The following is a 20455-nucleotide window of genomic DNA, read 5'->3' on the forward strand; positions in this document are numbered from 1 at the left end:
AGGAGCCATAAAAAGCCCCGGATCGAGTAATCAATTTGACCCATTATGGCATTAGAAAAAACGTGGAGATGGTTTGGAGCAAACGACACCATCACACTCTCGGAATTGCGGCAGTTCGGTGTTGAAGGCATCGTTACGGCCTTGCATCATATTAAAGGTGGCGCAGTTTGGCCCGTGGAGGAAATTATGGCCGTGAAAACCGAGATTGAGCGTCATGGCATGCGCTGGAGCGTGGTGGAAAGTCTGCCTGTCTCAGAAGAGATTAAGATCTGCAGCGACAAGCGTGAAGAACTTATCGAAAATTATAAGATTTCTTTGCGTAACCTGGCGGAATGCGGTATTGATACGGTATGTTACAATTTTATGCCGGTGCTGGATTGGGCGAGGACAGACCTGCATTATGTGAATGAAAATGGTGCAGAGTCTATGTTCTACGATCATGATACGTTTGCGGCCTTTGATATTTTTATTTTGCAGCGTCCGGGCGCCGAAAAGGACTATCCGGACCATGTAGTAGACCAGGCCCGAGAGATCTACGGCAAGATGAGTGAGGAAGAGCAGAATACACTTGCTTATAATATCATCGTGGTCACTCAAGGCTTTATCAATGGAACGGTAGGTAATGTGAGTAACTACAAGCAGATCTTCCTGGATTATCTGAGTCGCTACGACGAAATAGACCGCGATCAGTTAAGAAAACACCTGTCCCGCTTCCTGGAGGATATCCTTCCCGTTGCGGAGGAGTGTGGCATTAATATGTGCATTCATCCGGATGACCCTCCATTTCCCTTGCTGGGATTACCTCGCATTGCGAGCACGGCAGAGGATTTCGAATGGATATTTAACGAGCATACTTCACTGAATAACGGACTGACGTATTGCAGCGGATCTTTGTCAGTAAGGCCGGACAATGATCTGGTCGGGATTGCGGAGGCTTTTGCGGAAAGGATCCATTTTGTGCATTTGCGGAATGTCAAGCGGATCGGTGAGCGGAGCTTCTACGAGTCGGCGCATCTGGATGGGGTGGCGAATATGTACGGTATTATGAAGGCTCTCCTGGAAGAGCAACATAAGCGCATGGCTGCAGGCAGGAAGGATTGCCGCATGCCGTTCAGGCCAGATCATGGTTTGAAGATCCTGGACGACTTTAACAGGAAGAGCAATCCGGGATATCCGCTGGTTGGCCGCCTGAAAGGCTTCTGCGAGATCTCTGGTCTGGAAATGGGTATTGAGAGTGCTTTAAACAATTAAGATATGACAGATAAAGGAAATTCATTATTTGACCTTAGCGGACGGGTTGCCGTGGTTACCGGTGCCGGTGGTGTTCTGGGAGGTAGTATTGCCACCAGCCTGATGAAAGCTGGTGTTAAAGTGGTAGCAACGGATATCAGACAGGAAAATCTGGATGTTCGTGTTGCGGAACTGAAAAACATACATGAGGACGTGATCGGCGTTGCAGGGAATGTACTGGATCTTGAGAACTTAAGGGAACTTGCCCAAACCGTTAAAAAGCAGTGGGGAAGGATCGATATCCTGGTGAACTGTGCCGGTGGTAATGTTCCGGGAGCTACGCTTCGGGAGGATCAAACTGTTTTTGATATGAAGATTGAAGACTGGGAGAAGGTTACCAATCTGAACACCAACGGAACAGTTTATCCTTGCCTGGCGTTTGGGGAAGTGATGGCAGAGCAGGGTAGCGGCAGTATTATCAATATCTCTTCGATGGCGACGTATTCTGCGATTACGCGTGTTCCCGGCTACTCGGTTTCGAAGTCAGGGATCAATATTTTCACCCAATGGCTGGCAACGGAAATGGCATTGAAGTTTGGCGAGAAGGTTCGTGTTAATGCGCTCGCGCCGGGCTTCTTCATCGGTGATCAGAACCGTGCAGTGTTGATCAATCCGGATGGTAGCTATACGGACAGAAGTGTTAAAGTTCTTGCGCGGACTCCAATGAAGAGGTTCGGTGATATTTCTGAGCTGAATGGAGCTGTTCAGTTCTTATGTTCTGACGCAGCAAGCTTCATCACCGGCGTGATTTTACCGGTAGATGGCGGCTTTACGGCATTCAGTGGCGTGTAACATGTTGTCATGATTTTTTTGAGGGACTAAATGTGCAGAAAGACCGGATCGAACGTTCCGGTCTTTCTGCGAATTTTAATTGTTGTTAGGCATGCGCGACAACGAAGGCCTTCAGTTCTGCCATCTTACCGTCTTCAAACCGCCAGACGTCGCAATAAGAGTACTGGATGATCTTCCCCTCTGGGTTCTTCAAGCTGATCCGTCCTATTGCAGTGAGGTAATCCCCTTCAGCAATCATATGTTCTACATCGAATTGCGGCGGTTCGGAATATGCGGATTTCATATACTTTCTCACCGCATCCTTTCCTTTTAATATTTGATCTCCTACAAAATTCCATTCCGTGTCTTCTGTGCAGAAAGATAGAAATTTCTCATTGTCACCTGAAGAGACTGCGGCATTTGCCTGTTCCAGTATAGCTTTTTTATCTCTTTCCATAAGCCGATCCGTCGTTATTGAGATTGATAGATTCTCATTTACTATTGCTAGCAACGCTCATGTTGCTTGTGTTGTTTTAGACGAATCATCAGGATTGTGACGTTTTTAGCCGGGCTTAGATTACTGGGTTTCGCCGGCAGTTCCTGTTCCGACATCGCCGTTGCGTCTGTAGTTGACCATTATGACGCCACTTGCTGTAATAAAGGTTTCGACGACTTCATAGGCTGCGGGTACTGAGTCATTGCTAAATAGCTTTTTCCCCTTCCCCAGAATGACGGGATGGATCATGAGCCAGAATTCATCCACCAGATCGTGTTGAAGAAGTGATTGAACAAGTTTGCTGCTCCCCCAGATCTTGATGTCAGCACCCTGGGTATTCTTCAGCTTTTCAATTTCGCTCAGCTCCTTAAGAAATACGGTGTTCTCCCATTCAGAGGTGTCGAGAGTAGTGGATAGCACATATTTGGTGACCTCGTTAATGCCCGGCCAGTGCTCAGCATGCTGCGGCCAGTAGGATGCAAATATCTCATAGGTGTGTCTGCCGAGCAGGAGATCTGCTGGTTTCATGAGCTTTTCCATGATTTCGCCGGAGGTGCCATCATCGAACGGTGCAGTCCATCCGCCATAGGCGAAACCGCCTGATGGATCTTCTTCGGGACCACCGGGTGCCTGCATGACGCCGTCGATGGTTAAAAATGCGAGTGCAATGATTTTTCTCATGTTTGTTTTTTTAAGCTTGCTTTGAGGCGGCCAGCCTCTATGGTGGTTCGATTGCTAGGTACTCAATACCCATGTGACATCAAACCCATCGGTTACTTCAATCAGCTTCTGTTCCTGGTAAGCCCGGTTAAGTATCCCTCTGGAGGCGTTTAGCTTGCTTGCAAGAATCCGCCGGTCATCTTCATCGTTGCAGGGAATGAATATTGAAAGGTGATTGCCTATGCGCCGGCCGCAGTCATGGACGAGGTCGGAGCCGTGGATCGTAATCCTTTCCGAATACAGGGAGCCGATAAGGACCGGTCGTTTCTTGGGACGATACAGCGCTTCATCAAAAGTGTCAAAGTGGAGTATGCCACCAAAACAGGTTTGATAGAACGTAAGGGCCTCTTTGCAGTTACCGGAAAACGTGATGAAGATGCCGCTTGCTGGTTGTTCCTGATTTTGGGTCGGCATAGCTTTGGGTGTTAGTCGGGGATTTCCGGTTCAACAAGTCTTTTCAATTTATCCAGCGTATCCTGCCAGCCCAGATAACACATCTCGATCGGAATGACATCAGGAATATTCTCCTGAAGAACACGAAGTTCTGTGCCGCAGGATACCTCAGTCAGCCACATCGCCGTGTTTATTCCACCGGGCAGGTTCGGGTCGTCGAACTCATCCTCGTAGCGGATATATTCATTTGGCTTTATCTCCAGGTATTCTCCTCTGAATGACTGCTTGCTGCCGGAAGTGAAATTGATAAAAGACATCCTGAATTTACCACCTACTCTGACATCCATTTCGTCGACCTGACACAAAAAGCCATAGGGCGGGAGCCAGGCTGCTGTGGCTATCGGGTCTGTAAGGGCGCGGAATACTTTCCCGGGCTTAGCTGTAAATACCCGGTGTAGCGAGACTTGGTTTTTTCCCATTTTTACGAGTTTGATAGTTTAGTAAGTTCTGCTGTAATTGCTTCTTTCGATTTTTGCATTGTACATGTATGAGACAGCGAGAATAGCGAGGAAGAAGAGCGGCATCAGCATAAAGCCGATGTTTTTATCTACACAGGCGTGACTGATAAAGGCGAAGATGAGGTTGAATGCCAGACCGGCATAAGCCCATTCTTTTAATCGTCCGGGAGTGCCCGGATAGGCGATTGCTATCACGCCGAGTACTTTGCAAATGATGAGTGCGTAGGCAAAGTAGTCCGGATACCCTAAAGGCTTAGTACCTGCAGTTACGTATTCGGGTGTGAAGAGAACAGTGCTGAGGGGCATCACGCCCTCCCAAAGCACGATGATGGTAGTTGCTATCCAAAAGATGATCTTGTTCTTTTTTGCTGGAGTGCCGGCTAGCGGTCTGACGGGGATTTTTGTTGTTTCTGCCATGGTTAACATCTTTTCTGTGAATGATTTACATAGCAAATATGCGACAGGAATCACTGTTTCTGTATGTCGTGAAAACGACAACTTTAGGGGTGGATTCCGACAAAACTATTTGTAACTTGCTATAAGTAAAATCTATGCGCGTCTCCGTTTTCGTTCCCAGGCATGGTGTAATAGAAGCTATCACACCTCCATTCAGAACCTTCAATACAGCCAATGAATTTCTGGCTGTATCAGGCAAAAAGCCCATTTTCAATGTGGAATATGTTGGCCTGACAGAGTATGTCCCCGCTAGCGGTGGCGAATACATGATCAAGACGGACCGCTTACTTCATGAGGTGCCGGAAACGGATCTGCTGGTGATACCTCCCACATTCGGAAGGATGGAGCAAGGGATACAGGCAAATGCGGAAGCTATTCCATACTTCAGGGAGTTGCACCGAAAGGGCAGTAGTCTGGCAAGCCTGTGCGCCGGTGCCTTCCTACTAGCCGAAACGGGACTGATGAGTGGAAGAAAGTGTTCTACACACTGGGCGCATATCAAGGAGTTCAGAGAAAGATACCCGGATGTTGAGCTGGAGGATGGTGCTGTAATTACTGAGCACGGCAATATCTACAGCAGCGGTGGTGCAAATAGTCTGTGGAACCTTCTGCTGTACCTGGTAGAGAAGTTTTCTGACCGGGAGACAGCAATTATGATCTCAAAATATTTCGCCATTGATATGAGCCGTGACAGTCAGTCTCAATTTGCCATCTTCAGGGGACAGCGGAATCATCGTGATGCGGACATACAAAAAGCTCAGGACTATATCGAAAAGAAGTACGAGGAGCGGATCACGGTTGAGGATTTGGCGGAGCTGTTGCATGTTGGTCGGAGGACCTTTGAGCGGCGATTCAAAGATGCTACAAACAACACTCCCATTGAATATATTCAGCGGGTGAGGATAGAGGCTGCAAAGCAATTTTTTGAGGTGTCACGGAAAAATGTGTCAGATGTGATGTACGATGTAGGTTATACGGATACAAAAGCTTTTAGAGAAATTTTCAAAAAGATTACCGGTCTTACACCCATAGAATATCGGAATAGGTTTGCGAAAGCAGGGCTGAGTTTGAGATATGAATGATGATGTTTTATTCAGGTGCGGGAGCATTATTATTTAGAGGATTTTTCTTAGATTGTGCTACACACAATTTATAGATATGAAAAGCCTAACTAACCTCCTTTTATCCGGGATCTTACTATTTAGTCTTAGTTCCTGTTCTACGTATTACATCAATACGCTAAGCAGCACCAATATGGCAAAAGATGAAACGACCGGGGATTTCGAATTTGAGAATGACTCTCTAAAAATTTCCTATCGCTTTGCCGGAGAAGATGCTCCGGTTAAAGTAAAAGTGTATAATAAGCTGAGTACTCCCGTTTTTGTAGACTGGACCAAGTCTGCATTGGTCTTTGATGGACAAGCTAAAGGCTTTATTCCTGAGGAGATTAAGTTTAAAGGCGATATTTCAACTAGTGCATGGAGAGATGGCAATTGGTCTTCCGCTGAATCTACAATAAGAGGATCTGTGCAGAATCAGAAAAGCACTTCGTTCATTCCACCTGCTTCAGGTATGGAAACCACCATCAAATCTTTTGAGGAAGGGACTTTCGGTGCTCTGCCTGAATCCGTTTTTAATGAAGTTGACTTCTTTTCAACTCTGCAGGGTGACCTAAAGGTAAAAGTTGGAAGATTTGACCGTTCTAATTCTCCAATGATTTTCAGAACCTACCTTACCTTGTATACGCAAGATGGCCAAAAGAATAACACATTTTCATTTGATCGCGAATTCTATGTGTCTAAGTCTGTGAAAACAACCGGCAAACCCTATACTATACTTGAATACAACCGTGATGCTGGGGATGTATTTTACACTTCAAAGCTCACAGGTTACGGAAAAACTGTTATGGGTGTTGGAGTAGCAGCAGCGGTTGTGGGAGCGGCTGCACTGGCGCCTACAGATGAGACGAAGAGCAAGTAGACAGATTATTTAATGTTCCGACCTTCAAGGGTATTATGTTGGTGTAGATTTTATGATAATGTCCCGCTTTTGTAATACCTTTGAAGGTTGACCGGAGGAATAGATCTGCCGGTCTGGTATATATGTTGAAGTTCTTTTCTGGCTCAGGCGGTTTGAAATCCCGCAAAATATTGGTGGTTTGTCTGCTCATCCTAATAATTTCAGGGATAGCTACAATCTTTTGGTATCAGGCATATGTCTACAGCATCCCTACGGATGTGCCACATGATTACCAGGTTGTTAATAATGGTACCCGCATTCTCCTGGAGAAACATATAGATATAAAGCCAGGGAAACCTGTTTTTATCCATTTTTTTAATCCTGAATGCCCATGCTCACGATTCAACCTCAAGGAGTTCAAATCTATTGCACAGTACAAGTCCCCTGAAGCCACGTTTGTTGTCGTAGTTCTCGGTCCTGAGAAATATTCTGCGCAAGAAATTCGGGAACGTTTTCATATTGATTATCCTATCGTTTTCGATAAGTCACTCGCCAGAGAGTGCGGCGTTTATTCGACACCACAGGCAGTGATTCTGGATAAAGATTTTCGTCTCCATTACCGGGGAAACTATAACAGGAATCGCTATTGTTCAGATTCCAGGACCAGTTTCGCCAGGATAGCGCTTGATCAGCTGAGTAACAGAGAGCAGGAATTTAAGTTCGGCCCTTCCGCGCTGAAAGCTTATGGATGTTCCATTGAAAAGTGTGTGGAGCAATGAAGAAGGAGGTAGCGTACTACGATCAGCATGCTGATCAGATTCTAAAGCATGAGTTAAGTGTAAAGGATAGGGCAGACAGGCTGATAGATTATTTCCTGATCAGCTATTTTACCACCGGTCTGATCTTTGCTTTTGCGTTCGACACCTGGTTGATCGCTCTCGGCGTGGGTTCGCTCTGTCTCGCTGCATATTATCTGACAAAGATTCTATTACCCGAATCCCGACTTTATCAATATGTGCTGAGTTTAATCCTCGGAATATTCATGGCACAGTTTATCTATCAGATGCACGGTCTCTTCGAGATGCATTTCTTTGCATTCATTGGCAGTGCCATTCTGATTATTCACCAGAACTGGAAGCTTCAGTTGCCTATGCTGCTTTTTGTGGTGATACACCACAGCCTTCTCGGATACTTGCAAAGTATCGGTTATGAGGATGTGTTCTTTTCCCAACTGGACATCGTCGGCTCTCAGGTTATCCTGATCCATCTTCTTCTGACTGTTATTATATACTTTATCGGCGGGCTCTGGGCGTACAATCTGGCGAAGTATAATACTGCTCAGGTGGCTATGGCCATGCACATTAAAGAGAGCAAAGAGTACAAGGATATTCTCGAGAAGAAGAATGAGGAATTGAAGGAAGCATCTGAGGCTGCCGAAAAAGCAAGGAGGGAAGCTGAGCAGGCTAATCAGGCGAAGAGTATTTTCCTGGCGACAATGAGTCACGAGATCAGGACCCCGATGAACGCGGTTGTGGGAATGTCGGCATTATTAAAGTCCACTGATCTTAATCCTGAACAGCGTGAGTATACCAAGGTTATCACCAGCAGTGCAGATGTACTACTGACAGTCATCAACGATATCCTGGATTATTCAAAGATAGAATCAGGTAATATGTACCTGGAAGATCAGCGCTTCAATCTTTATCATTGTATTGAGGATGTAATGGACATTTTTGCGATCAGTGCAGCCGAGAAGAACCTGGATCTGGTTTATGTGATTGATCCCTCCGTTCCGCATTTTATTATGGGAGACAGTCACCGTCTGCGGCAGATTCTGATCAATCTGGTTAACAATGCGCTTAAATTCACGTCGAAAGGTGAAGTGCTGGTCAAGGTATCGCAGGAGACGAGGGAGGATGGAAGCATGACCGTGTTCTTCAGTATCCGGGATACAGGTATCGGTATCCCGAAAGATAAGTTGCCAAGGTTGTTCAAATCATTCTCACAAGTTGACCCCTCCAACACGCGGCGATATGGGGGAACCGGACTTGGCCTTGTGATCAGTGAGCGTTTGACCAAACTGATGGGGGGTGAAATTTCGGTGAGTAGCGAATTCGGCCGGGGATCGACGTTCTCATTCTGGATCAAGACGACATCTGTAAAAATGGATACCCAGCCGAGTGAGCCTGATCAGCATGTGGAACTCAGTGGTAAAAAAGTCCTGATTGTGGACGATAATGCAACTAATCTCAGGATACTTTCAGCGCAGCTTGAACAATGGGGACTATATTCGGTTTCTGCATTGTCTGCTGCTGAAGGGATCCGCATTCTGGACGGTGGTTTGGAGGTGGATATGGTGGTCACTGACATGCAGATGCCGGAGATGGACGGACTTGCCTTTGGTAGAATACTGCGTCAGCGGTATGCTAAATTGCCTATAGCGCTGCTGAGTTCTATAGGCGACGATACAGGGGCACGCTTTCCGGGAATATTCAGTGAGGTGCTTGTTAAACCTGTGAAGCATCAGTTGCTATATAAATCGATTGAGCGACAGCTCAACAAGCGCGGAGTCAGCAAAGCACCCAGACCTACAATTGCATCGCTGCTGAATACGGACCTGGCCGGACGTTACCCGCTGAATATTTTGGTCGCTGAGGATAATCCGGTTAACCAGCGCCTGGCCCTGCTTCTTCTGCGGAAGCTGGGTTACGAGGCCCAGTTTGCCAATAACGGAATAGAAGCCATAGAGAAAGCCCGCGAAAATCATTATGATTTGATATTCATGGATGTATCGATGCCTGAGATGGATGGTTTTCAGGCCACAAGAGCGATAAGAAATCTGCCGGGCAAACAACCCGTGATTGTAGCGATGACTGCAAATGCCATGGCTGAGGATCGGGATATTTGCCTGAAGTCAGGTATGGACGACTATCTAGCGAAGCCCATTCGTGTAGAATTACTTACCGATACATTGCTGAAAGCACATAAGCTGGCATCAGGCAAATAGGGTGTCTCAAACTTTTATGTGCAGTATTTGTTAAAAATATCGGCATAAGTTTACAAATGCATGAGAATTTGTTTATAAATTTGATCGCAGCATGACAATCATGCGAGGCTAAACACCAAGAATATTGACCTATGACGAGATTCCGGAAGTTAAAACGCTTTCTCTTCAGATTCAACCTAATCCCTCCGAAGAAGTGGAGGCCAGCTGCAATAGTGGCAGTGGCATCATTCGTTGGAATGGGCCTGTACATTATCAAGCTGAGTAATGCAGCTTCCTACCTCTCTGATGACCCGCAAGCGTGTGTGAATTGTCATTTGATGACGCCACAATATGTTACCTGGAATCATAGCTCACACCGGGAGGTGGCCAGTTGTAACGACTGCCATGTGCCTCATAATAATGTATTCAATAAGTATTATTTCAAAGCGAAGGACGGACTGTATCATGCATCGATCTTTACGCTTCGTGCGGAGCCTCAGGTAATTAAGGCGAAAGAACCGTCAGTGGAAGTTATTCAGGATAACTGTGTACGCTGTCACGCAGACCAGGTTACTGACGCCAAGCTTGTGGGTTATGTAGCAGACCATTTTGAAAAAAGAACGGATCGTACGTGCTGGACATGCCATCGGGAGGTACCTCACGGTAGAGTAAAGAGTCTTTCATCAGTTGGACTCCAGATTGAGCCGATACGTGCGCATGCTCCTCCGGGACAGAAAGTGGTACCAGACTGGCTGGAAGAATCCATGAACCAGAAGAAAGAAACTGAAGCAAAAACCAAATAAGTATTGATGATCCGCCGGAGCATCATTGTTGTACAAATAATAAACTAAATTCCAAATGAAAAACTGGATACTCTTCATTGCTACCATTGTAGTTGTGTTCCTCCTCTCGATGCTGGTCTACTCGATCATGGACAGGAAAACCGAGGCGCGTTTTGCCTATCACCCTCAAGTTGCCATTGAGGGCATCGAACCCCGGGACACCTTGTGGGGTATGAATTATCCGCGGCAGTATCAGTCTTATCAGAAGACTCTCGACACGACCTTTAAGAGCAAATACAATACAAGCGGTTTTCGCGATGCTCTGGAGGAAAACCCTGAGTCCATCATTTTGTGGGCGGGATATGCCTTTAGCAAGGGATATAACCAGCCAAGAGGACATAATCACGCTATTCGGGATGTGCTGAGCTCAGTTCGTATCGGTGCCCCTAAAGATCCGGAAGCGGATAACATGCCAAGCACCTGCTGGACCTGTAAGAGTCCCGATGTTCCTCGTCTGATGAGCGAGCTGGGTGTTACGGAGTTCTACAGTAAGAAGCTTTCAGATTTTGGTAGCCAGATCATCAATCCGATTGGATGTGCGGACTGCCATGACCCCAAGACCATGAACCTGACCATTACAAGACCTGCTTTGGTTGAAGCTTTCAAGGCGATGGGCAAAGATGTTAATAAAGCCTCTCACCAGGAGATGCGCTCACTGGTTTGCGCGCAGTGCCACGTTGAATATTATTTTGATAAAAAGAAGCCGGGTGCTGAAGGTGCAGCTTACGTGACCTTCCCATGGAAGAACGGGTTTACTGTTGAAGATATGGAGAAATATTACGACAGTATCGATTTTGCCGACTGGGTACATCCGCTTAGCAAGGCCCGTATGTTAAAGGCCCAGCATCCTGATTATGAGATCTATTCTTTCGGTGTTCACGCGAAACGCGGTGTGTCTTGTGCAGACTGCCATATGCCTTATGGTACAGAGGGAGGGCAGAAATTTACGGATCACCATATCGGTTCGCCTCTCGCCAATGTGGAGAACTCTTGTTTTGTTTGTCACCGCGAGAAGGTTTCTGATTTGGTAAATGATGTTTACGAGCGCCAGACTAAGGTAAGACAAAGCCTTGTTAAGTTACAGCGGCATCTTGCTATGGCTCATTTAGAAGCTGAGAAAGCATGGAAATTAGGTGCAACGGAAGCGAAAATGGCCGGTATCCTCAAGGGTATTCGTAATGCACAATGGAGATGGGATTATATCGCGGCTTCACATGGAGCCGGATTCCATGCACCATTGGAATCAAGTCGTATCCTGGCTTCAGGTTCTGCCATCATTCAGGATGCCCGGGTTGAACTTGCACGGGTTCTGGCATCACTTGGTCATACTGAGCCTGTGAAAATGCCTAACCTGAGCAGCAAATCTGAACTGCAGGCTTATATCGGTGTTGATCTTGAGAAGGAAAAGATTCAGAAAGCGAATTTCCTGGAGCAGGTTGTTCCGAAGTGGCTTAAGGAGGGTAAGGCACGTGAAGCGAAGATGAAGATCAATATGGTGAACTAAGCCGATACTGCTCAAAATATCAAATCCTGCTGGAAGATATTCAATTTTTCTATGCCCGGTCCCACAAGGCGTCCGGGCATTTACACGCAATAGCATGACGTATTCCAAATTCTTTTTCTCTACCAAAATATCACTTGTTCTTCTTATTGCTTTCGCGGTGTCAAATGCGGTAGCTACGTTTATTGAAAATGATCACGGGACCGCAGTCGCCAGGGGCCTGGTTTATGAAGCCTGGTGGTTTGAGCTTATAATGCTCTGGCTGGCGATCAATTTTATTGCGCATATCGGAAAATATAAGTTGTTCCATAAGAGCCGTTGGCCGGTAGGTTTATTTCATATAGCTTTCGTTATTATCCTGCTTGGAGCGGGAGTCACGCGGTATTTTGGCGAGGATGGTGTAATTCACATTCGGGAGAAGCAACAGGAAAATACTTTTTACAGCAGCGCCCGCTATCTGCAAATCAAACAGATGGGTGATAAAGAGAGAAAGAGATTCGAAAAGCCTGTCAATCTGATCAGTCACAATTTCCAGCCGGTAGAGACCGACGCGAAGTTTAAGGATGCGTCTTTTCAGGTGACCTTCGAGGAATTCATTAAAGGAGCCAGGGAGGAGATGGTGCCGGGATCAGAGACCTATCTGGATATGGCGGTAGCTATGGGAGAAGGAAGGACCGATCACCTGATCACAGCAGGCGGATCATTGCAGATGGGAGAGATACTGCTAAATGCCAGTGAGGAGGGTCCCGGCAAGGTGAAGATCTTCAAGGAAGACAGTATCTGGATGATCAGATCTGATGTTCATCTTCAAATGATGGAAATGGCCACTCAAAAGATCGGTGTGCTTCATGCCGGAGAGACCCGGCCTTTGCAAATCCGCTCGCTGTATCAGTGGGAGGGGGGAGCTTTCATTGTGAAGGCCATTCATGAGAAGTCGTCGATGAAATACACCCGCGAAGATGATGAGCAGATGGCAAAGAACCTGCCTGATGTGGTGAAGCTAAGCGTTAAGGATGAAGGAGGCAAGTTGCTTCTCTCGCGATATGTTAAAATGGTGAGTCTGGAACCTGGATGGTTGCCATTTACGCATAATGGGAAACAGTACTCTATCACGTATGGTCCGAAGGCTGAAATATTACCCTTCAGCCTCTTTCTGAGAGAGTTCGAGTTGAAGCGCTATCCAGGCAGTCAAAGTCCGGAGAGCTATGCAAGTGAGCTGACCGTGATCGACGGTGAAAAAGAATTTCCATATCGTGTGTTTATGAATAATGTACTCGACTACAAGGGTTTCCGGTTTTATCAATCGTCATATGATACAGATGAAAAAGGTACAGTCTTGTCTGTAAATCAGGATCGTCCGGGTACCTACCTGACCTATCTCGGCTATTTCCTCTTATCTCTGGGAATGTTCCTGACACTATTCGCGAAGGGTAGCCGCTTTCGTATTCTAAACAAGAAGCTGGAAAGTATCCGGAGAAAAGCTGCGCCAGTAAGCATCGTTGCCCTGCTGCTGTTGACCGGGCAGGCAAAGGTCTTTGCACAACAACAACAACAACAACAACAACAACAACAACAACAACAACAACAACAACCGTCTTCGAGGGTCTTTGTTGTTCCAGACGATAAGGCGGCTGAGTACGGAAAGCTGATTGTACAGGATCTGGACGGGCGTATGAAGCCTCTCAATACGCTTGCAAATGAGATCTTGCGTAAGCTGAATGGAAAATCGCGCATATCCCTGCCTTCGGGTGGTTCTGAGGTTACACTCAGCTCGGAGCAGTTTCTGCTTGCGGTACAGATGGATCCTATTCTTTTCAGCGAGCTGCCAGTGATCAGGATTGACAAGGAAAAGTCCGGGCAGGCGTTTAAGGCACTTGGAATCCAGCCGGTAGACCGTATTAGCTTTAAAACATTTTTGAACGAAAATGGAGATTATCTTCTGCATGACCTTGTGGAGCAAGCAAACAAACTGAAGCCCGCGGAACGGAATGAAGGACATAAGGAGCTGCTGAAAACAGATGAGCGATTTAATATATTTTATGCGCTTTTGACAGGAGATTTCCTTCGCATCTTCCCGAACAAGCAAGATGCCAACAACACCTGGTTTACCAGTCAGGAGTCTCAGAAGGGGTTTGAAGAGGAGGACGCCAATTTTGTGAAAAACATTACCAATCTGTATCTCACGGGACTCCAGAAGGGAATCCAGCAAAACGACTGGAAACAGGCAGATGAGGCATTGGGATATATGCATCTCTTTCAGCAAAAGGCAGGGGAGAAAGTTTACCCTTCTCAGGGAGATATTCAAGCGGAGCTTCTATATAACGAACTAAACCTGGCCAATAAGTTATTCGGGGTTTTCTGGTTAGTAGGACTAGGAATGCTCATTCTTGGCATTGTTATGCTTTTTCGGGAATCTAAGTGGATGGACGCTATGTGGCTGGGTGGCAAGATCCTTAGCTGGATCGGGCTGATTGTTTTCACCTTCCACCTGGCCTTACGCTGGTATATTGCAGAGCATCCACCCTGGAGTGACGGCTTTGAAATGCTGGTGTTTGTAGCATGGGGCATCTTGTTGTTTGGGCTGGTATTCTCAGGGAAATCACGCTTCACCATCCCGCTTGGACTGCTGTTTTCGGGAACATTGCTGTTCGTCAGTTTTCTGGACTGGCTCAATCCGGAGATTACCAATCTGATGCCTGTTTTACACTCGTATTGGCTGAAAATCCACGTGGCCATTATCGTTAGTTCATATGCACCTCTGGCACTTGCAGCGATACTTGCTCTTCTCAGTTTGCTGTTCATTATTTTCAAACCCAAAAATCCGACTGCTAACTGGTGGATCAGTATGCAGGAGCTTACCATTGTAAATGAACTGGCGATCACGAGCGGTCTATTTCTTCTGGCCGTAGGAACTTTCCTGGGAGGGGTGTGGGCAAATGAAAGTTGGGGACGTTATTGGGCATGGGACCCAAAAGAGACCTGGGCACTCATCTCTGTAATCGTTTACGCCTTTGTTTTGCATCTCCGTCTGATTCCAGCTTTGCGGAGTGCTTTTATTTATAATCTGGCGAGTCTTTGGGCATTTTCTTCCATCGTGATGACCTCTTTTGGTGTGAACTACTATTTATCGGGTCTGCATTCCTATGCTGCCGGCGATCCTGTACCGGTTCCTGTTTGGGTATATTGGGTTGTAGCGGTATTGTTGCTGATATCTGTGACAGCGGGTGTGATGCACAAGAGGATGTCTACGGCGGATAAGAAGAATCTGGTTGTTTGATGACACTGGAATTGAGGTTCATATTGATGGTCATCTGACTTCGACCGGACCTGAGTATGGTTCTGATGTATTGATCTGATTTTATTCGGATGAGGTAAATTCGTATATTTCGGCCACAATCCCTTTGAAAACATGCTTCCATGCGGGCTCCACCAGGATGTCTCACAGGAACCTGCTTGTTTTCAGGGAGAGTTCGTTTACAGTGATCATTTTAAGCATAATGCAGATCAGTCCTGGACGTTTAATCAGTCGGTATTCTCTTTATTAACCTCATATCAATGAACTATATTAATCGTATCGTTGTCGTGCTTGTGGCTGTCAGCACAAGTGTACTATCCTTGAATGGCCAAACAAAGTTGCCATTGGACCCTCAGGTCAAAACCGGCAAACTGGCTAACGGATTCACATATTACATACGCAAGAACACGGAGCCTAAACAGCGGGTTCAGTTGTATCTTGCTCTTAAGGCAGGTTCCATACTTGAAGATGAAGATCAACGTGGTCTTGCCCACTTCATGGAGCATATGAGCTTCAATGGGACAAAGAACTTTCCCAAAAACGAACTAGTTAACTACCTCCAAAAGTCAGGTGTCCGATTCGGTGCCGACCTAAACGCCTATACCAGCTTTGACGAGACGGTGTACCAGCTCCCTCTTCCAACAGATGACCCGCAGCTTTTGAAAAACGGGATGCAGATTATGCGCGACTGGGCTCAGGAAGCATTGCTTGATCCTGAGGAGATTGAGAAGGAACGAGGCGTTGTACTGGAGGAAAAGCGCCTGGGGAAGGGTGCACAACAACGCATGCAGGAGAAATTCCTTCCGATGATCTTTAATAATTCGCGTTACGCGAACCGCCTTCCAATCGGTACGGACGGAGTGTTGACGAAATTCAAGCCTGAAACAATCACGAGGTTTTACAAGGATTGGTACAGGCCAGACCTCCAGGCGCTGATTGTTGTAGGAGATATTGATGTTGCCCAAATGGAGAAGATGATCAAGGATATGTTTTCTGATCTGAAAAATCCCGCAAAATCAAAGAAGAGGACAGAATATAATATCCCTTTGTTGAATAAGAACCAGTTCATTGCCGTTACGGACAAAGAATTTCCGTATACGGTTGCGCAGGTTATTATCAAGCATCCAGAAAAAGATATTAATACGACTGCAGATCTGCGGCATAATATCATTCGCTCCCTTTATAATCAGATGATGGATGAACGTTTTGGTGAGTTGATGAAGCAGGCAGAGCCGCCATTTTTACAAGGTGGAAGTGACATCAGCTCTTTCATGGCGGGTTTAGATGCAGCTACTGCGGTAGTTGTTGCAAAGCCAGGAGAACTTGAGAAAGGATTCAAAGCTGTGTTTACCGAGCTGGAACGTGTAAGGAAATATGGATTTACAGCCACGGAGCTGGAGCGTGCAAAAGCAAGCTATCTCACATCGATGGAAGCAGCACTCAAGGAAAAAGACAAAACAAACTCGAGCTCATATGTTCAGGAATATCTGCAGCTGTTTTTGAAGGGAACCGCAAGTCCGGGCATCGAATATGAGTATGCGTTTGCAAAGAAGGAAGTTCCTGCTATCGCGCTCAATGAAGTAAATGGTCTCACCAAACAGTATCTTACAGAGGTTAATCGGGATGTAGTGATTATGGCTCCCGAAAAGGAAAAAGAGGGACTACCGAATGAAGAGACAGTGCGTTCATGGATTCGGTCGGTTTCTTCGTCGAATGTTGTTGCTTACGTAGATCAGGTATCAGATAAACCACTGATGGCCAAAGTACCGTCTCCGGGTAAGATTGTTGCAGAGAAGAAAAACGAGAAGGTGGGGTTCACAGAGTTGACGTTGAGCAACGGAGTGAAGGTTGTTTTAAAGCCAACCGACTTCAAGAACGATGAGATACTGATCAGCGCATTTAGTCCTGGAGGAACATCATTGTACCCTGATTCACTATATGAAACTGCTTCTTTCTCAAGCGCAATTGTTTCAAGAAGCGGCCTGTCCTCATTTAATTCAATTCAGCTGCCTAAGTTACTAAACGGAAAGCGGGTTAATGTCAACCCTTACATTACGGAAAGAACCGAGGGTTTATCTGCGTTCGCAGCACCAAAAGATCTGGAGGTGGCGATGCAGCTTATTCACCTCTACTTTACTGAACCAAGGATGGATAAAGAGATATTCCAGTCTGTCATGCAACAGCAGAAGGGAGCATTGGCAAACCGCTCGAGCGATCCGAACAGCGTGTTTGGTGATACGATTGCAGCGGTGCTTGGAAATTACAACGTCCGCCGTACGGGTCCTAGCTTAGAGAAACTGAACATGGTGAAAGAAGCTAAGATACTTGATATTTACAAGGATCGTTTTGCGGATGCGGGAGATTTTACATTCACGATTGTCGGAAATTTCGATATTGCTGAGATTAAGCCACTTCTTGCCACTTACCTGGGGTCGCTGCCGTCAACATCGAGGATTGAAGAAGCCCGGGATCTGGGCATCTACACCCCAGAAGGGTTGATTACAAAGAAGGTGTACAAAGGGCAAGAGCCAAAGGCTACCGTGAGGCTTGTTTTCAGTGGCGGCTACAACTATAACGAAGATAATAATAATCAGATCCAGGCTTTAGGAGAGATCTTGCAGATCAAACTGATTGAGCGTCTCAGAGAGTTAGAAAGCGGAGTTTATAGTCCCTCTGCAAGAGCGGGCTATTCTAAGTTTCCAAAGAACAGATATTCATTTAGCGTATCTTTCGGTTGTGCTCCCGAAAATGTTGAAAGACTTGTTGCAGCTACCCTGGATGAAATTGCCAAGTTAAAGAGTTCAGGTGCTGAAATGTCTGATATTGAGAAGTTCCTGGCCGAGGAAAGAAGATCTACAGAGTTGCAGTTAAAGCAGAATAATTTTTGGCTGAGTTACTTAGGCTCGGCCTATCAGCTCCAGGATGATCCGGAAGAGATCTTGACTTATGTGGAATCCCTTAAGAAAATTACTCCGGAGAGCCTGAAGGCTGCTGCCAATACTTATCTGAGCGGAAAGAACATGATCAAGATGATCTTGCTTCCCGAGTCGGACGCTACCGCGAAAGTAAAAGCTAATTAGTGTCCATGCATAGTTACCTCACCCTCCAACAGCTTTTGTTAACCATCCAGGGAGAGCTGCGCCAGGCCTTCCCGGCGAGTTACTGGATCAAAGCCGAACTGGCAGGTGTAAGAAGGGTGGGAAATCATGTTTATTTTGAGCTGCTGCAGATCAGCAGTGGCCAGAAGGTTGCACAAATAAAAGGAACCGCTTTCTATAATGAAGGTGCGCGGGCCATACAAACCTTTGAACAAGTTACGGGTCAGAAGTTTACAGAAGGGATTAAGGTTGGCTTAAGAGCTTCTGTAAACTTTCACCCTGTATATGGGTTGAGCCTGAACCTGCTGGAACTAGATGCTGAGTTAACCATCGGGGGAATCGAACTGCAACGCAAGCAGACTCTTGAGCTTTTGCTGCGCAATCACCCGGAATACTTATCTATCCGCGACGGAAGCTACATTACTCCTAATAGCTTGCTGCCGCTTCCGGCAGTGATACAGAAGGTCGCCGTTATTACATCACCAACATCGGATGCATATGCTGACCTCAAGCACTGTCTGAATACGAATGATTACGATTATTGCTTTCATGCAGACCTTTATGAATCACTGGTACATGGATATAACGCTGCACAGTCTGTGCAGGAGTCGCTCGACAGAGTTCTTAACTCGGGTAAGCAGTATGATGTGGTTGTATTAACAAGAGGGGGAGGAGCTCCTGCAGATTTTTTGCCCTTTGACGATTATGATCTCGCTTTGAAGATCGCGCGATATCCTATTCCGGTGATTACGGGGATTGGGCACCAGATGAACCAGGGAATAGCGGACTTTTTTGCCCGGGTTCATATGAAGACTCCTACGATGGCGGCCCAGTTTATGATCGATCATAATCATCAGTTCGAAAAAAAGCTGAATTACTTGCTTGCTGCTATAAACCGAAGGGCACTGTCGGTGCTATCCGATAAGAAGAACCGGTTTATGATGCTACGATCCAGGTTTGGTTCATCAACAAGGGAAGTGCTCCATCACAAGCGCTATCAGCTTCAATATGTGAAATCCAATCTGTATCCGGCAAGTTTTCGGCTGGTAAAAAATGAGGATGCAAAGGTGCTCATGAAATCCGCAAAAGTTGGTTTTCGTTTACCATTCTATTTTGCCGCTGCTCAAAAGAACCTAAGTCATCTGAAGGAACATATTCAGAGCCTTAGCCCGGAGCGCTTACTTCAACGGGGATTTGCGATGGTTAGAAAGGAAGGCCAATATGTAACAGGCGCCATGCTGGCGGCCGGAGATGATATTGAAATTGTACTACAAAATGATATTTTAGAAGCTACTATTAATAAAAAGAAAGAAAGATGAGTGAAGAGATGACCTACGAAAGTGCATTTGCTGAGCTGGATAAGATTTACCAGCAAATAAATAATGAAGAAGTCTCTGTGGATCTGCTGGCTGAGAAGGTAAAGCGGGCTGCTGTGCTGATAGAATTTTGCCAGGCCAGGCTCCGCTCTACTGAAGATGAAGTAAATAAGATTATCGAAGGAATGCCTGGTACCGGCGATTAGTCCAGGATCTGCACAGCCCTTCTGAAAACTGTATAGATCTCCCTGAGCAGTTCCGGGTCAGTGATACCTGCCTGGATCTTGAGTTCGAGAAAGGGAACTTTTTCATCGGTTTCTTCAAGTGCATAGTCAATTATACCGAAGCTGAGATCCTCATAATCGAGAAGTATGCGTCTTAACTGATCATCGGCAAAAAGTGTAGCAGTCTTCAATTCACTGTTGGTTTTGACGATGAACTTCTCATCGAACTCCAGGTATCCGAGAACCGCATCCTGCATGCCAAAGAATTTGCCGATTTCATCAATAAAGCCTTGTTTGTGTATGGAGAAGCGGAAGGCATCGCGACTATACAGATAAGCGCTGAACGTGGTATAAGCGCTGCCGCTTTCGAATCCGCCGCCCAGATCGATGCCAATATCCAGCAATATGCGTCGTCCGGCCTGATCCAGCACGACGTGGTAGTCAAGAAGATCTTTGTTTAAGACAAAGTCGGCATTTACCTGATTCCAGACCTGTTCTTCTGTTTCTCCAGAAATGATATGTTCTTGTTCCATTAAGCTCATTGTTTTTCTAGTAAACTTAGAATCTCGTGTTAAGTTTGGACAAAGAGG

18 protein-coding genes are annotated in these 20455 nt (G+C 46.1%); 12 read left to right on the forward strand and 6 right to left on the reverse strand.

Annotated elements, in window-relative coordinates:
- Positions 1-45: 45 nt before the first annotated feature.
- Both uxuA and ACO1NU_RS14075 read left to right on the forward strand, forming a co-directional pair.
- Positions 46-1251 carry a mannonate dehydratase gene (gene uxuA / locus ACO1NU_RS14070; RefSeq protein WP_448819127.1) on the forward strand — a complete coding sequence of 402 codons (1206 nt, stop codon included), beginning with the start codon at positions 46-48 and terminating at the stop codon, positions 1249-1251.
- Between the two features lie 3 nt (positions 1252-1254).
- Positions 1255-2082: an SDR family oxidoreductase gene (locus ACO1NU_RS14075; RefSeq protein WP_448819128.1), complete on the forward strand. Its 828-nt coding sequence runs from the start codon at positions 1255-1257 to the stop codon at positions 2080-2082.
- Between the two features lie 85 nt (positions 2083-2167).
- On the opposite strand, the gene ACO1NU_RS14080 is transcribed toward ACO1NU_RS14075, so the two are convergent.
- From ACO1NU_RS14080 to ACO1NU_RS14100, 5 genes are all read right to left on the reverse strand, one after another.
- A complete protein-coding gene (locus tag ACO1NU_RS14080; protein ID WP_448819129.1) occupies positions 2168-2518 on the reverse strand; it encodes a nuclear transport factor 2 family protein in 351 nt (116 codons plus the stop codon).
- 120 nt (positions 2519-2638) lie between these two features.
- The gene (locus ACO1NU_RS14085; protein ID WP_448819130.1) at positions 2639-3238 is read right to left on the reverse strand and encodes a dihydrofolate reductase family protein; all 600 of its coding nucleotides are present in this window, start codon (positions 3236-3238) and stop codon (positions 2639-2641) included.
- A 54-nt stretch (positions 3239-3292) separates the two neighbouring features.
- Positions 3293-3691 carry a glyoxalase gene (locus ACO1NU_RS14090; protein ID WP_448819131.1) on the reverse strand — a complete coding sequence of 133 codons (399 nt, stop codon included), beginning with the start codon at positions 3689-3691 and terminating at the stop codon, positions 3293-3295.
- Positions 3692-3702: 11 nt separating this feature from the next.
- Positions 3703-4149 (reverse strand): SRPBCC family protein, encoded by a 447-nt coding sequence (locus tag ACO1NU_RS14095; RefSeq protein WP_448819132.1) that lies wholly within the window; start codon positions 4147-4149, stop codon positions 3703-3705.
- 18 nt (positions 4150-4167) lie between these two features.
- Complete coding sequence (locus ACO1NU_RS14100) at positions 4168-4605, reverse strand: DoxX family protein (RefSeq protein WP_448819133.1); 438 nt, start codon at positions 4603-4605, stop codon at positions 4168-4170.
- Positions 4606-4739: 134 nt separating this feature from the next.
- Between ACO1NU_RS14100 and ACO1NU_RS14105 the strand changes: the two genes are divergently transcribed.
- The 10 genes from ACO1NU_RS14105 (at position 4740) to xseB (ending at position 19847) form a co-directional block, all read left to right on the forward strand.
- Positions 4740-5726, forward strand: a complete 987-nt coding sequence (locus ACO1NU_RS14105; protein WP_448819134.1) for a GlxA family transcriptional regulator — start codon at positions 4740-4742, stop codon at positions 5724-5726.
- Positions 5727-5802: 76 nt separating this feature from the next.
- Positions 5803-6624: a hypothetical protein gene (locus ACO1NU_RS14110; RefSeq protein WP_448819135.1), complete on the forward strand. Its 822-nt coding sequence runs from the start codon at positions 5803-5805 to the stop codon at positions 6622-6624.
- Positions 6625-6746: 122 nt separating this feature from the next.
- Positions 6747-7382 (forward strand): TlpA family protein disulfide reductase, encoded by a 636-nt coding sequence (locus ACO1NU_RS14115; RefSeq protein WP_448819136.1) that lies wholly within the window; start codon positions 6747-6749, stop codon positions 7380-7382.
- Entirely contained in the window at positions 7379-9610 is a 2232-nt protein-coding gene (locus tag ACO1NU_RS14120; protein WP_448819137.1) for a response regulator, read from the forward strand. Before ACO1NU_RS14115 ends, ACO1NU_RS14120 begins: the two co-directional genes overlap by 4 nt.
- A gap of 131 nt (positions 9611-9741) precedes the next feature.
- The gene (gene nrfH, locus ACO1NU_RS14125; protein ID WP_448819138.1) at positions 9742-10392 is read left to right on the forward strand and encodes a cytochrome c nitrite reductase small subunit; all 651 of its coding nucleotides are present in this window, start codon (positions 9742-9744) and stop codon (positions 10390-10392) included.
- A gap of 55 nt (positions 10393-10447) precedes the next feature.
- Positions 10448-11935 (forward strand): ammonia-forming cytochrome c nitrite reductase, encoded by a 1488-nt coding sequence (gene nrfA, locus ACO1NU_RS14130; RefSeq protein WP_448819139.1) that lies wholly within the window; start codon positions 10448-10450, stop codon positions 11933-11935.
- Positions 11936-12029: 94 nt separating this feature from the next.
- Complete coding sequence (gene ccsA, locus ACO1NU_RS14135) at positions 12030-15209, forward strand: cytochrome c biogenesis protein CcsA (protein ID WP_448819140.1); 3180 nt, start codon at positions 12030-12032, stop codon at positions 15207-15209.
- A 278-nt stretch (positions 15210-15487) separates the two neighbouring features.
- Entirely contained in the window at positions 15488-18307 is a 2820-nt protein-coding gene (locus ACO1NU_RS14140) for a M16 family metallopeptidase (RefSeq protein WP_448819141.1), read from the forward strand.
- Between the two features lie 5 nt (positions 18308-18312).
- Positions 18313-19644, forward strand: a complete 1332-nt coding sequence (gene xseA / locus ACO1NU_RS14145; protein WP_448819142.1) for an exodeoxyribonuclease VII large subunit — start codon at positions 18313-18315, stop codon at positions 19642-19644.
- Positions 19641-19847 (forward strand): exodeoxyribonuclease VII small subunit, encoded by a 207-nt coding sequence (gene xseB, locus ACO1NU_RS14150; protein WP_448819143.1) that lies wholly within the window; start codon positions 19641-19643, stop codon positions 19845-19847. Before xseA ends, xseB begins: the two co-directional genes overlap by 4 nt.
- On the opposite strand, the gene ACO1NU_RS14155 is transcribed toward xseB, so the two are convergent.
- Positions 19844-20398: a hypothetical protein gene (locus ACO1NU_RS14155; RefSeq protein WP_448819144.1), complete on the reverse strand. Its 555-nt coding sequence runs from the start codon at positions 20396-20398 to the stop codon at positions 19844-19846. The genes xseB and ACO1NU_RS14155 overlap by 4 nt on opposite strands.
- Positions 20399-20455: the final 57 nt, after the last annotated feature.

This window comes from Arcticibacter sp. (assembly GCF_053551015.1).